This window comes from Streptococcus parasanguinis (assembly GCF_019929185.1).
Classification (GTDB): Bacteria; Bacillota; Bacilli; order Lactobacillales; family Streptococcaceae; genus Streptococcus; species Streptococcus parasanguinis_O.
Window position 1 is genome coordinate 1 of the sequence record NZ_JAHZPC010000012.1, and the last position, 13,825, is coordinate 13,825.

Genomic DNA, 13,825 nt, shown 5'->3' on the forward strand with positions numbered 1-13,825 from the left:
AGCCCTACTCAACTGTGCGGAGGTGGGACGACGAAATCGAATTCTAACGAATTACCGATTTCTGTCCCACTCTCTCTCATAAACTATTCATTTGATTGATCCCTTTAGTCATCAGACTCTGCAAATACTTGAGTGGCTTTGACTGCTTTCTTCCACCCCTTGTACAATTTCTCTTTGCGAGTTTCATCCATTTTTGGTTCAAAGATTTGGGCTGCTCCATGAAGTGATTTTAATTCTTCCAAGTCCTTCCAATAGCCTACGTTCAGACCTGCTAGGAAGGCTGCTCCTAGGGCTGTTGTTTCCAAGTTTTTAGCGCGAGCAATTGCAATTCCAAGAATATCTGCCTGAAATTGCATTAAATAATCATTTTTCGCTGCTCCTCCGTCTACTTTTAGAACAGGGATAGGAGTTTTGGCGTCTACCTGCATGGTGTCGATGATATCGCGTACTTGATAGGCAATGGATTGAAGGGTTGCCTTGATAAAGTCTTCCTTGGTTGTTCCCCGGGTAAGTCCGAAGACAGAACCACGCGCTTCTTGGTTCCAGTATGGTGCTCCAAGACCCGTAAAGGCAGGGACCACATAGATTTCATCCTGGTTCTGGGACTTCAAAGCATAGACCTCAGATTCAGGTGAATTGTCTATCATACGCAGGCCATCACGGAGCCATTGAATGGCACTTCCAGCGATAAAGATCGATCCTTCAAGGGCATAGTAGACCTTGCCATTGATCCCATAACCAATCGTCGTCAGCAAGTTGTTTTCTGACAACTGCATCTCTTCACCCGTATTCATGATGATGAAGGATCCAGTTCCATAGGTATTTTTAACCATACCAGGTTCAAAAGCCAATTGACCAAAAAGGGCGGCTTGCTGGTCTCCTGCCATCCCCGCAATCGGAACTTGTCCACCGTAGAAATGGAAAGGAGCTGTCTTGCCATAAATCTCAGAGTTTGAACGCACCTCAGGAAGCATGGCTTTAGGAATGTTGAGAATGTCCAAGATTTCATCGTCCCATTTCAGTTCCTTGATATTGTAGAGCATGGTCCGGGCTGCATTGGAATAGTCTGTCACGTGGGCAGCTCCATCCGTCAGCTTCCAGACCAGCCAAGTATCAATGGTTCCAAAGAGCAATTCGCCCTTCTCCGCACGCTCTTGCGCCCCTTCTACATGGTCCAAGATCCAACGAACTTTAGTTGCTGAAAAGTAGGCATCAATGACTAGACCTGTCTTTTGGTGGAAGGTTTCTACATAGCCTTGGTTTTTAAGTTCTTCAGCCAGTGGAGCAGTTTGACGAGATTGCCAGACAATGGCATTGTAAATAGGAAGGCCTGTGTTCTTATCCCAAACAACTGTCGTCTCCCGTTGATTGGTAATGCCGATCGCCTCTATTTGATTTGGCTTGATGCCACTTTCGATAAAGACCTCAGCGATCACCGACTGAACCGAGTTCCAAATCTCATTGGCATTGTGCTCCACCCAACCAGCCTGCGGAAAAATCTGAGTGAATTCCTTTTGACTAGAGCTGACTTGCTCGCCTTTTTTATTAAAAATGATAGCCCGCGAACTAGTGGTTCCCTGGTCAATCGCCATGATGAAAGTTTCTTGAGACATAAACTGCCCTCCTGAATTAGGTACTTAAAAATCTTGTTCTTTCATCAACTAGTATACTCTATTTCATCATGGATTTGTATCCATTTTTTAAAGAAAATTCGATCTAACATTTTCCTAGTACTTCCAGCTCTATCAGACCAAGCAAAAAGAGCCCTGAGGCTCTTTTAACTAGTAGTTCAAATGCTTATCAAGATCTGCTCTGATCTAACCGATTTAAGAACTCCATGGTAGGGCTGTCTTGGTAAAGTTCTTTAAGAGGAATGTTCTGATAGACCGCTATTTCGTCCGCAGTCACACCGTAACGAATTAATAGATCATAAATACGATTTAAATCATGACGTAATTCATCCGTTATGAGGACATTATCGCTTGTTTCTTTTGTTTTCCAATAATAAGATGGCAGCACTTCCTTGGTTTCAATTAAAATAGTTTGCAACAAAGTCCCACCATGGCTGTCCTTCTGAGAGATATCGGCCCCAAGTTCCAACATTTTCTCAAAAACCTTGAAAGACTTGTCAGCTTTTTCCTTAGACGAATACATCTCATATTGGCCATTCCAACGTTTGATCATGCGCCTGCAGTCAAATACAGCTCTACCACCCGCTGTTTGGAGGACTGGTTGACAAAACGGATTCAGCTCTGTCGGCTCTTCGATAAAGTTAAGATCTGCCCCTCTATCAATGAGTAAGTCTGCAATATCTAAATGTCCCGATTTGATAGCGACTTGAAGGAGCGACTGTCCCTGATCTCTTTTAGGTTTGTCACCCGAAACAGCATTGACTTCTTCAGGCTTTTTATCCAATATCTGACGAACTCCCTCTAGATCTCCTCTTCGCAACAACTGAAAGGTTTTTTGCATGGTTTTCCCCCTCTCTCATTATAGATAAGAATAACACTGTGTTGATACTTTGATCCTATCGCTAGGTTCTTCGTTAAACTGATTATAGCATTTTATGGACTCTACATTTAAGTCCTAAAGGCTAAAGATGACAGACTCCCACCGAAAGAGGTACAATTCTATTTCTCTGATTTTCGTGCAGCCACCAGCCAAGAGGCTACTAGGATTTCGAAACTAACCAGAAGGATAATCTGAGGAAGAGAACTTTGAACCAGCATAAGGACAGCCAGACTATCAATTAGCATATGAGCGAGGATACAAGGGACAGCTCCTTTCGAGTACTCCCTAAGTGCTCCAAATAGGAAGGTATTCCCTAAAATCATCAGGTAAAAGATGAGATAGTTGGACGAGCCAGCTGTAATCCAAGGGAGTTGATAGATAGGAATATGCCAGAGGAACCAGACAATGGAAAGAACCATCATTTTAGGTATAAAGTGCTTACTAAAGGAAAGATGATCTTGTAAAAACCAACGCCAACCGACTTCTTCTAGGCCTCCATATAATAAGGTCCAGGGGAAATAAAGGAAGAAGGCCAAGAGGGAGTTCCCAGTAAAGCGAACGTTCATAAGCAGGATGGAAATCCCATAATAGATGACGGGGATGAAGAAAGCTAGGATCCAAGATAGGGAACTTTCTTTTTGAAGAAAGACCTTTTTGAAAAATTCACCCAAGGAGTTGACTTCACTCAACACCAGAGAAAAGACAGCAGCCACAATCATGGGAATCAAGTTCATTAGGATAAACAGGAGCGACGCCCCCATACTAGTCCTATCTGGGAAACACCATAAGATAACTTGCCCTACTAGAAAAGTAGCAAGGAGGGCAGTCAGTGCATACCAGATAGCGACTGATTGTTTTGAAATAAATTTGCTCATTTTTCCTCCTTTAGAGTTATATACTTCTTTCTTGCAATCATGATTGCTAAACTAATAATAAGAATTTTACTGACTAGAGATAGCCATCCATCTTCATTCACTATAATCTGAGACAAGGAATTAATACAGGCATGGGTCATGACACAGATCCATAAATTTTGCGTTTTATGATACAAGGCCGATAAGATAAAACAGTTAGTTAGCAGTCCAACTAGAAACGGAAACAACTGAATGACAGCTAAAGAACCATCAATGTAGAAGTATAACAAATGCCAGCTAGACCAGGCTAAAAAGGTGATCAAAGTAGCTGAAAGATAAGGTATTTTTTCCTCCAAAGTTGGTTGAAAGAAATAACGCCAGCCAATTTCTTCAATCCCACCAAAAAGAAGAGCCTTGAAAAAGAGCACCACTGGCAAGACCAACGATTGAGTGGTAATCTTACCACCTAAGATAAATGGGAAAAAGTCGAGCAGCAAGAAAACAAGCACCAAACAATAATTTGCTAAACTGTCTTTGACTTGAAAAAAATCTTTGAGAAGTTGTTTGAAACTAGATTGATGGTAACTAATGCTTGCAAGACTGCCCCACAAAGCTGATGACAACCCACCTACAATAACAGCGATGATCCCCATTGGTGATGTAAAATCAACCTTCACTCCTCCTACTCTTAAAAAGCAAACCAAAAGGCTGACTCCGAATACTTGACCAAAGGTCCCTAACAAATACATAGATAGGGCTTGCTTTCTACTCATTCGTGATTCCTTTTCTATTCTTTCATCTAGTTCATGACTCTATTAGATTTGGAGCATCCCCCTAATCCGCATCAACCCAAAGATGGTATTGTTCACAGTGTAGACATCGAAAGAGATAGCCACACATAGAACCATCCTTGACTAAGTATTCAGCTACATCCTGAAATTCATCACGTGCCTCATATTCTTCCAAGACTTGCTCTGCAATGCCCATTTCTTCCAGTTCACGAGTGCCAACTGTCCCCAGATAGGCACAGTAGTCTTGGCAACAAGAGAGCTAATATTCGCCCTGCCAGCTGCTATAGCCAGGAGTTTGACAGAATAGGACCCGGTCTTTTTCCTTATCCATGACCCCTTGCCAATCAGCATCTTGGATAAACTCTGCTTCAAACTTTTGGGCAGCACGACCAGTAGAAATACAAGTTGGACAGAGATATCTTAGCTCTTCTACACAATAAGGTCTCAGAGCATAATAGATGGTGTGGTCTTCCCCACACGAAGGGCAGGTCTTAGGCTCCCCTTCCTTAAAGGCACCCGTCCCTAGTGGATCCGGATGATAGCGGAAGGTTGGCAATTCACTGACTTTCTCCTTATGAGCCTCTTTTTCTTTTTCGGTCAAGGGACGAGAGAGCGCAAAGCGATCTCCATGACTTAGACTCATCTTTTCTAAGTTGAAAAGTTTCTTAACTTGCTTGCGATCAGACTTGTCTACTAGCTCTGAGAAGAGAGCAAAGGCACTGGCATACAAGCCCAACTCCTGATACACATCCACCAAGACCTGCTTAGCTTCTGGAGTTTCCAGTAAGGTCAGCCGATCTGCAAATTCATAGAGAGCCAGCACGCTAGATGAATCCTTATCTTGCGCTTGGAACTGCTTTTTTAAGTGGATATATTCTTTCATAGAATCGTTCATAGAATTGCTCACTTTCGTTTTTACAGAGAATCAAATCCTAGTTTTGTTTCCTTCAGGTGATTGTATTCTAGCGTTGAAAATGTACTTTAAACCCATACTTACCAGCATTTTGCTTGAGTTTTTCAACCAACAGTTCATTCTGTTTACTTTTACCAAAAAAGAAGGGAATGGTCTTTCCATTTCTGAGTTCGATATAGAAAGCATAGCGACTCCCACCACCGGCGCGACCACGAAAAATTGCATACGTGATTTGCTTGATTTCTTTCAGTGGGATCCTGCGACGGCTGAAACACAGAGACACATGAATGTAGAAGACCCCACGATTAATATGGAAGGGAGCAAAGAAGGGACCGCCGCTACGTCTCACAATTGCCCTTCTTCTCAGGAAAAGGAGAAGACTGGAAACGAGCAAGAAAACTAGTACATATAGAATTGGAGTATACATCATCATCTTTCTAAACTCTAACACGCTACCCTTCATCCTCTATTTCATTTCAACCCATTTTTCATTGTCCATGATAAAAGGCTTAGCTAGACCTTCACCGGTGTAATCTTGGTATTTAGTCTCCAAGTATTTGTAGACATCTTCCTTGGTCGCAAATTTGATGGCTTGGTAAGGCTCTTCAAAGGTTAGCTTTTCAACAAAGAGATAGCCGTCCTTTGCAGGAACCAAGACACCGACGTGCCCTACAAAAAGGGTATTTCCGTCTAGGTTATCATGAACGATAACGGAAAGCATGCGGGCATTTTCATTGAACTTGAAGTGAGAAAAATACTCTTCCATCTTCTTGGCATGGACTTTGACATCCGTTGTCGCTTCTGTCGGAACTCGTGAATACAGAATGTTAAAAGCTTCCTTGTCTGACTCATCGAAGATCTTCCCTTTGTCAATGGCATCATTGTCCACGAACAAGAGTTCACTATCCGCTTTCATCTTAGGAATCCCGATGCGATTCTTCAGCAAGGTATAACTATTGATCCGGCAGTTGGTCCCGACGAAATCGCCCTTCTGCTTGGTCCACAAGTCACTGATCTTCTCGACATTGTAGTCTGTTTTCTTGAACTTGCTGAAGTCACCCGTCAAGCCAACAGATCCAACGATATTATCATAGTCCGTTACCAGACCCAAAAATTTATCTACACTGTCCTGATCCAAATAAGCAGACAAGAGAGTCCGCACTTCTTCGACACTCGCCTTGCTGTTGAGGTTGCTGTAGCTTCCCTTGTAGCGCTCCTTATCTGAACTAGATTTCTGTACAGTGGAACTTGCCTGCTTTTCCTTGTATTGCTTTTGGTTGCTACTACAAGCCACTAAAGCAAAGATCGCCAAGGCACAGCTAGTAAGGAGCATGAATTTTTTAGATGGTTTCATAAACTGGTTCCTTCTCTATTGATTAAAATGTTTGTTCTATAAATTTTTCATATCGATAATCCTTTTCCTCTATTATAGTTTAAAACTAGCTTTGCTCCAACTATTTTTTACGAAATGAGAAAAGTTTATAAGTAACAAAAAAGAGCTGGCAGACTGTCCAGCTCTTTAATATGTTACAAAAATCAAAATTAAAATTATCGTTTAATCAGACCAATCTATTTTGGCATGTTCTATTGCATACTCAGCTTCTTCTTGAGTAAATTTTCTATATTCAACAAGTATTTTTAATAGCCTTTCTTTCGTAATCTTGCCACTGTTTGCATAAGATTCCGCTTTTTTCACAGCTTCCTCTTTCCAATCGAAATGACCTTGTTCTATGGCATAATCAGCCTCTTCTTGAGTAAATAGATCAAGATTTACAAGTAGTTCAATTAATTTTTCTTTTGAATAATGAAACTCTTGATAATATTTTGCTTTTAAAAGTGCTTGCTCTTTCCAGTCTACATTAAGCTTATTTAAAGCGTACTGAGTAACATCCTCTGAATACCTGTCATACTTAGTAAGATAAATTTTAATTTGCTGCTGCGATAAATGCTTTTTTGACCAAGATTTAGCTTTTTCATATGCATATGTATAATCTGGATCTAGTAAAGTTGGAGGAAATAGTCTTTTCATAAACATATTCATTAATGATTCTAAATCATCCTTATTTCCATCACTTGAGGTAGAGTATTTTTCTACAGGATAAGTTTCTTTTGTCCATGAATAACTCGAATTATTATGAGCTTCTTCATAAGCTTTAATATAACTATTATACATAATAGCGAACATTCCTATCAACAATACAAAAATCGAAAAAATAAATATAACAAATTTTTTCATAGTGACTACCTTTACTTGTTTTTCTTCAATGGAATCCTTCATTCCTCTTGAACTACTTTCATTAGTATTATATCATGAAATATTCTTCATTTTTATTTACTAATGTAAAAGTCATTATACAATGTATAAAAAGCGACTGCAATATTTCAACTGCAATCACTCGTTCATTTGTGAGATAAAAAACAAAGTATTATAAAAGATTATTTAATCTTATGTTTGTTCATCTTTTCTTCAAAGATGCCTGTCATAATCTTGCGAAGCTCTTCTCCTTCTTTTTCAGGAAGATCCCCTTGACGTTTGGCCACGGCATAGAGTTCAGGGTATTGCTTGGCTACACGCTCAACTGTCTTAGTCGTCGCATGCCCTCTGACAAAGAAAGGAATACGCTTGATCCATTCTTGCGGGACTAAAGCGAGCAACTTCTTCGCTGCTTCTTTATAAGAAATCTCGGCAGTACTTAAACCCTGGTTGATTTGTTCTTGTTCTTTTTCTGTAAAGTTCTAAAAGTTAAAAATGTTTTTATTGACAAATTTGTTTGTAATGGAAGAACATTTAGATAAAAACATATCACTATTATATTTTAGTCATCCCAATCTATTTTGGCATGTTCTATTGCGTACTCCGCTTCCTCTTGAGTAAATTTTCTATTTTCAACAAGTATTTCTAATATCTTTTCTTTCGAAATTTTGCTAACGTTTGCATAAGATTCCGCTTCTTTCACAGCGTTCTCCTTCCAATCGAAATGAACTTGTTCTGCAGCATAGTCAGCCTCTTTTTGAGTAAATAAATCATCATTTACAAGTTGCCAAACTAAATATTCTTTTGAATAATGAAACTTTTGATATGATTTTGCTCTTAAAACAGCTCGCTCTTTCCAGTCTATATTAAGCTTATTGACAGCGGACTGGGAAGTATCCTCTGTATACGAGTCATACTTAGTAAGATAAATTTTAATTTGCTGCTCCGATAAAGGAGATTTCTCTGACCAAAATTTAGCTTTTGCATATGCCCCTTTATCTACTGGTTCTAGTAAGGTTATAGGAAAAAGTCTTTGCTTAAACATTTCCATTAATGATTTTAAATCTTCCTTATTTTTTCTATCACTTGAAGAAGCGTAGTTTTCTACAGGATAAGTTACTTTTGATCCTGAACGTGAACTTTTCCATTCATTATAACTTCTTTCATAACTATATACCATAAAAGCTACAAATACTACCATCATTCCAACCATCGTAAAAATAAATGTCAAAAATTTTCTCATAATGAACACCTTTATTTGTTTTTCTCCAATGGAATCCTTCATTCCTCTTGAACTACTTTCATTAGTATTATATCATGAAATATTCTTCATTTTTATTTACTAATGTAAAAGTCATTATACAATGTATAAAAAAGCGACTGCAATCTTTCAACTGCAATCACTCGTTCAATTGTGAGATAAAAATCATAAAGGATTATTTAATCTTGTGTTTGTTCATCTTTTCTTCAAAGATAGCTGTCATAATCTTGCGGAGCTCTTCTCCTTCTTTTTCAGGAAGGTCCCCTTGACGTTTAGCCATGGCATAGAGTTCAGGGTATTGCTTGGATACACGCTCAACTGTCTTGGTCGTTGCATGCCCTCTGACAAAGAATGGAATACGTTTGATCCATTCTTGCGGGACTAAAGCGAGCAACTTCTTCGCCGCTTCTTTATCAGAAATCTCAGCTGTACTCAAACCTTGGTTGATCTGTTCTTGTTCTTTTTCTGTAAAATCTTTTAATTCCATAGTAAATTCCTCATTTGTTTATCTAAGGACACATTATACACCTATGTAGGATAAAGTACAACTAAAGGAACTGAAAAATAGAGCAAGAGCAAGTCATCCCTCACTCTATCTTTTAGTCGTTAAATCTTATGAAGTATAGTTATCTTCCATTTATTGTGGAGCATCTCCTTTTTGTTTTAAGTAATAGTTACTTGCCTCCGTTAGTTTTTTATAATAATGATCGTAACTCTTACTAAATTGTCTAATCAGCGGAATAGCGAGTTCATAGTAGTGATGGTCAACCAAAAATGTTTTCAGTTGATCTTGAATGTGTTTCATTGGACTTGTTTTGTAATCATCACTGTTCAAATAACGATCATAGATAGAAATCATGTCCTTATGTTCATTATGCCACTTTTCATAATTTTCTACCGAAGCTATCTTAGCTTCATTAACTTCTTTTAAGGTCTTCATATTAAAACTAGAACTCAGTTCATCAACATAATCCTGTTCTTCTCTGCTTAACTCAAAGGTTGGAAGGCTATCTAAATACTGAATATACTTCTTAAATGCTTCTTCTCCACCTTTTGACAAGGGCTCCTGTAAAAAAGGTTGATAGGCAGCAAATAAGCATTGCCCCAAGTATCCTGGAAATGCTCTTTCGAGTCTCTTATAAATGGAGTCCTCAGCTTCGATGACCGCAAGTTTTTCATTGATCAGATCCGTGTCTGCACCTTTTATATAGAGATCAAACACTACTTTCCGTTTCTCATCACTTTCTAGTTCTTGCTCTTTTCTTCTGAGAATACTAGATGCAGTAGCCCCATCTGACTTCAGACAGTCCTTTATTTCTGTTATGCTTAGCCCTAATTTTTTAAACAAGGCAATCTTATTCAGAATCTCCACATCCTTTTCCGAATATTCCCTATACCCATTTTCTAGTCTTCGAGGATGAATAAAACCTTTTTCTTCATAGTATTCTAGTGCTTTTCGAGTTAAACCTGTTATTCTTTGAATATCATTTCTTAACATAATCTTGCACCCCCTTTACTATATGATACTCCTGTCCCCAAGGGGCATGTCAACCTTTACCTTATAAACAGAAGACGATCATTTTCCTATTACTTCCCTCCTTTATTATAACAAGGTTCCACGAATATATCAGTTTTTTATAAAAAGAAAAACAGCCAACCATTGGGTTAACTGCTAAAAAAAGTTATCAAGTTAATTATTAGAAGAATCAGTATACAAATTCACTTTAAATCGTACTTCCAGTCTTCTCCATTTTGGTAGTAGAAAAATTCAGACAGATCTTCTTCAAGAAAGATACGAAGCATATCCTCCATATCTAAGGAGAGGTCTAGTTTTGGCAATTCTTTCAGGTCCTCCCACCAGACTTCCCCCTCTTCAGAGGATATTAAGTCTCCGTCAAACTTTTCTGTCTTATAAAAGAAAACTACATAACGAATGCCGTCTTCTACCCAATCTTTCATTCCACAAATCTGGGGAGAAGCTATCCTTAAGCCAGTTTCTTCCTTCACTTCACGGATTACTGCTTCCGTAAATGATTCTCCCGCTTCGACATGACCACCAGGAAAGGTTATGCCTGGCCAATCTTCTTTTTTACGATCAATAACAAGAACTCTATCGCCGTCTCTTACCATACAAAGATTTGTAAACTCAACAGTCTCATTCATACAAATACTTCCTAACTATGTTTGTCTTTTTCTTTAAGGATAGGATAAACAATCTCTACCCTATTCTTTTTTGGGTTGGACTTGCGTATGGGCTATCAGATCTCCTAGATGCCTCTTATCTTTCCGAAACATCGTCATTGCCAGTAGCAAAACTGCAAGGAGAGTCGCCGAAATAGAAAGGATAATGGATAACACATCAAAATTACTATAGAAACCATGAATCGTGCCCATATGACCGAGTTGCCAAGGTAAAAATTTGATGACATTTCTAATCAAGCTTGCCTGCACTGTTTTTTTCTGGCAGACCAGTTCAAGTCCCGCTTTTGCCTTCCCAAAACTGCCATTATTTTTATAATCCAAGAATGTGAACAGGAGCGTGATTGGCAAAACAGAGGTGAAAAATACAAGCCACTGTGACTGAATTTCTGTAAACTCTGGGACACCATTAAAAAATATGATGTAAATAAGCATAGAAACTATAAACAGAAGGGCTAAATAAGCTAGAATGAAAAGATAATCGAATAGAAATTCTATCATTCTTTTTTTAACCGAAATAGGATTGTTTGCTAACATCTTCATCACCGTCTCCCCCTTTCTCATCTCCATTATCATATAAGGGTACGAATAAAGAAACCATTTATAAAAAAAGACTGAAATACCTCAATTTCAGTCTTCTTTCTTACTAATCTTCTCTATAAATAACAAATCCATTTGGTTGGATAACCAATTGATCATCAGAGATGCTCCCAAGACTGATCAGATCTGCCTGTCCTCTTTCTAAGACAACGTCTTTCTTGGAGTGGTTAAAGTAGGCTTTGAGCATGTTACCTTCATGCTGCCATTCTACTGCTACTACATCTAGCTCTACTTCTTCCAAGCTAACCTTGCCATACTGAATCATGCCTGCTACTTCTTTTCGGAGCTGGATCAAGTCCTTCATAAAGTTGAGCATGTCATTATCAGCTGCCACGCGCTCCCATGGCATGACACGGCGGCAATCAGGGTCTGGACCACCGATGAGGGCTAGCTCCGTTCCATAATAAATACATGGCGTACCCCGTTGCAGATAAAGGAAGGCGATAGCAGACTTGACAGACTGAAGATCGCCTTTGGCCGTCGTCAAAATGCGCTCTGTATCATGGGAGTCCAAGAGGTTAAACATCACCTCAGAGATTTGTTGCCTATAGTACATGGACTGGCTATTGATTTCCCAAATGAAGCGTTGCGTCTCCTTATGCCCCCGCAGGAAATAATCCTTGATACTTTCAGAGAGGGGATAGTTCATCACCGCATGGAACTCATCGCCCTTGAGCCAAGGTTGGGACGAATGCCAGATTTCCCCGAGGATATAGAGATCCGGCTTCTTGGCCAAGACCGCTTTACGGAAATCCCGCCAGAATTGATGGTCGATCTCATTGGCCACATCCAGTCGCCAAGCATCGATATCAAACTCTTCAATCCAGTAAGTCGCCACCTTCAAGAGATAGGCCTTCACCTCAGGATTAGCCGTATTGAGCTTAGGCATAAAGCCCGCAAAGGCAAAAGCATGGTAAGACAAGTCGCGACTATTCCACAGATTTTCTGAGGAGACAGGGAACTCTTTGATATGGAACCAGTCCTTGTAAATCGAATCCTCCCCGTATTTGACCACATCCTGCCATTGGGGTGAATCATAACCAATATGGTTAAAGACGGCATCCAGCATAATCTTCATCCCACGCGCATGGGCCTCTTTCACTAGCTGGCGGAAGGTCTCCTTATCACCAAAATGCCGATCAATTTCAAAATAGTCAATGGTATCGTACTTGTGGTTGCTTGGCGATTCGAAAATCGGGCAAAGGTAGAGCCCTGTAATCCCTAACTCCTGCAAATAATCTAAATGATCAGTAATGCCTTGCAAATCTCCACCAAAGAAATCCAATACTTGAGGAGCAATAGAGGCATCCCAAGGGCGGACGCCTTCTGGGGAAATGGCTGGATTCCCATTGGCAAAGCGCTCAGGAAAAATCTGATACCAAATCGTCTGCGCCACCCAATCTGGAACAGCACACCCATCAATCTCATGGATAAAGGGAAGCTTAAAGCCGTTCATGACAAAGTCTAAATTCTCCTTGTTGTAGGCTGCCACACCCCGATCCCCATACAAGACCTTCTCTCCCGCCGTGGACTCTAATTCAAAGAGGTACTGGATCCGTGCATGGCGAACCGATACCGACACTTGCCAATAATCAAAGAGGTCGTCTGTCGTCACCTTGTCCATTTCCTTAGTTGCCTCATAAAGATCCTCTATAAAAATAAAGGGATCCCCATAGTGCAAGACAATCCGTTTGATATCCTCTTTCTTAGTCCGGATGCGAATATGGAGCTGGCCATCCTTATAAAGATAGGCGTACTCCGATTCAGGCCGGTGATAAATCGCTGTTAATTCCATCTGTCTTGTCTCCTACTATACTCTCTTTTCATCATTTACCGTTTTATGCAAACGATTCCATAAACTATTTCTAGTATACTACTTTATAAAAACGTTTGCAAGATTCTGAGAGATAATTTTAGATTACTCACTTTTTATAATTGTATTGCACACAAAAAGCCCAGCAATTGGGCTTCAAGATCTTGGTGGAATTATTCTTAAATAGTTATTTCAATATTTTTATACAAAATGTCCGCCTTGTCACATCAAAGAGAGGTGGGCGGTCCTATTAATTACATTATACAGTTTTTACTAGATAATTCAAGTGTTATTCGTATTTTTTAAAATTTACTTACACAATTAATCATACAAACAGAAAATTAAACCTACAAATATGGTTCAAAAACAGATCATTCTAGTTTGCGCTTTCCAGAATGGCCTCTTCTCTCAGTCGCTCCACATCTTCTACCGTGGGATGCCATCCTTCAATCATATTGGTGCTCAGAGCAAACCAGACGCTCTTAAAAACCTTTTTGTTGTCAAAAATCACACCCATAATCATCATTTTTTCTTTATCTACATCTAAGGTCATATTCTACCTCCGTCCTATTATTATAGCATATTTTCAATCATTTTAGTTCTCCTATTTAGAACTTACCCTACACAAA

Annotated in this window: 15 protein-coding genes and 1 pseudogene; all 16 read right to left on the reverse strand. The window is 39.5% G+C overall.

All coding sequences use genetic code 11. The features are described 5' to 3' along the window. Nucleotides 1-104 precede the first annotated feature (104 nt). Nucleotides 105-1,613 carry a glycerol kinase GlpK gene (gene glpK / locus K1I56_RS07590; RefSeq protein ID WP_223325661.1) on the reverse strand — a complete coding sequence of 503 codons (1,509 nt, stop codon included), beginning with the start codon at nucleotides 1,611-1,613 and terminating at the stop codon, nucleotides 105-107. Between the two features lie 187 nt (nucleotides 1,614-1,800). Then, nucleotides 1,801-2,472, reverse strand: a complete 672-nt coding sequence (locus K1I56_RS07595; RefSeq protein WP_070665947.1) for an ankyrin repeat domain-containing protein — start codon at nucleotides 2,470-2,472, stop codon at nucleotides 1,801-1,803. Between the two features lie 158 nt (nucleotides 2,473-2,630). After that, complete coding sequence (locus tag K1I56_RS07600; RefSeq protein WP_223325662.1) at nucleotides 2,631-3,386, reverse strand: CPBP family intramembrane glutamic endopeptidase; 756 nt, start codon at nucleotides 3,384-3,386, stop codon at nucleotides 2,631-2,633. Further along, on the reverse strand, nucleotides 3,383-4,138 hold the full coding sequence (locus K1I56_RS07605; RefSeq protein WP_223325663.1) for a CPBP family intramembrane glutamic endopeptidase: 756 nt from the start codon (nucleotides 4,136-4,138) through the stop codon (nucleotides 3,383-3,385). The genes K1I56_RS07600 and K1I56_RS07605 overlap by 4 nt, the downstream gene beginning before the upstream one ends. Before the next feature lie 61 nt (nucleotides 4,139-4,199). Beyond that, a pseudogene (locus K1I56_RS07610) lies at nucleotides 4,200-5,051 on the reverse strand (CbrC family protein). A 67-nt stretch (nucleotides 5,052-5,118) separates the two neighbouring features. After that, a complete protein-coding gene (locus K1I56_RS07615) occupies nucleotides 5,119-5,532 on the reverse strand; it encodes a hypothetical protein (RefSeq protein WP_223325664.1) in 414 nt (137 codons plus the stop codon). A 3-nt stretch (nucleotides 5,533-5,535) separates the two neighbouring features. Further along, nucleotides 5,536-6,423: a DUF4300 family protein gene (locus K1I56_RS07620; RefSeq protein ID WP_223325665.1), complete on the reverse strand. Its 888-nt coding sequence runs from the start codon at nucleotides 6,421-6,423 to the stop codon at nucleotides 5,536-5,538. Nucleotides 6,424-6,624: 201 nt separating this feature from the next. Continuing rightward, complete coding sequence (locus tag K1I56_RS07625; RefSeq protein WP_223325666.1) at nucleotides 6,625-7,347, reverse strand: Ltp family lipoprotein; 723 nt, start codon at nucleotides 7,345-7,347, stop codon at nucleotides 6,625-6,627. Between the two features lie 158 nt (nucleotides 7,348-7,505). Then, the gene (locus K1I56_RS07630; RefSeq protein WP_223325702.1) at nucleotides 7,506-7,778 is read right to left on the reverse strand and encodes a hypothetical protein; all 273 of its coding nucleotides are present in this window, start codon (nucleotides 7,776-7,778) and stop codon (nucleotides 7,506-7,508) included. A 107-nt stretch (nucleotides 7,779-7,885) separates the two neighbouring features. Further along, complete coding sequence (locus K1I56_RS07635; RefSeq protein WP_223325667.1) at nucleotides 7,886-8,608, reverse strand: Ltp family lipoprotein; 723 nt, start codon at nucleotides 8,606-8,608, stop codon at nucleotides 7,886-7,888. Nucleotides 8,609-8,759: 151 nt separating this feature from the next. Next, nucleotides 8,760-9,071 carry a hypothetical protein gene (locus K1I56_RS07640; protein ID WP_223325668.1) on the reverse strand — a complete coding sequence of 104 codons (312 nt, stop codon included), beginning with the start codon at nucleotides 9,069-9,071 and terminating at the stop codon, nucleotides 8,760-8,762. 150 nt (nucleotides 9,072-9,221) lie between these two features. Next, entirely contained in the window at nucleotides 9,222-10,082 is an 861-nt protein-coding gene (locus K1I56_RS07645) for a MerR family transcriptional regulator (RefSeq protein WP_155199502.1), read from the reverse strand. A gap of 221 nt (nucleotides 10,083-10,303) precedes the next feature. Then, entirely contained in the window at nucleotides 10,304-10,747 is a 444-nt protein-coding gene (locus K1I56_RS07650; protein WP_223325669.1) for an 8-oxo-dGTP diphosphatase, read from the reverse strand. A 60-nt stretch (nucleotides 10,748-10,807) separates the two neighbouring features. After that, nucleotides 10,808-11,347, reverse strand: coding sequence for an RDD family protein (locus tag K1I56_RS07655; RefSeq protein ID WP_223325670.1), 540 nt, complete (start codon nucleotides 11,345-11,347; stop codon nucleotides 10,808-10,810). An 82-nt stretch (nucleotides 11,348-11,429) separates the two neighbouring features. Further along, complete coding sequence (locus K1I56_RS07660; protein ID WP_223325671.1) at nucleotides 11,430-13,178, reverse strand: glycoside hydrolase family 13 protein; 1,749 nt, start codon at nucleotides 13,176-13,178, stop codon at nucleotides 11,430-11,432. 394 nt (nucleotides 13,179-13,572) lie between these two features. Next, the gene (locus K1I56_RS07665; RefSeq protein ID WP_182322008.1) at nucleotides 13,573-13,749 is read right to left on the reverse strand and encodes a hypothetical protein; all 177 of its coding nucleotides are present in this window, start codon (nucleotides 13,747-13,749) and stop codon (nucleotides 13,573-13,575) included. Nucleotides 13,750-13,825 lie beyond the last annotated feature (76 nt).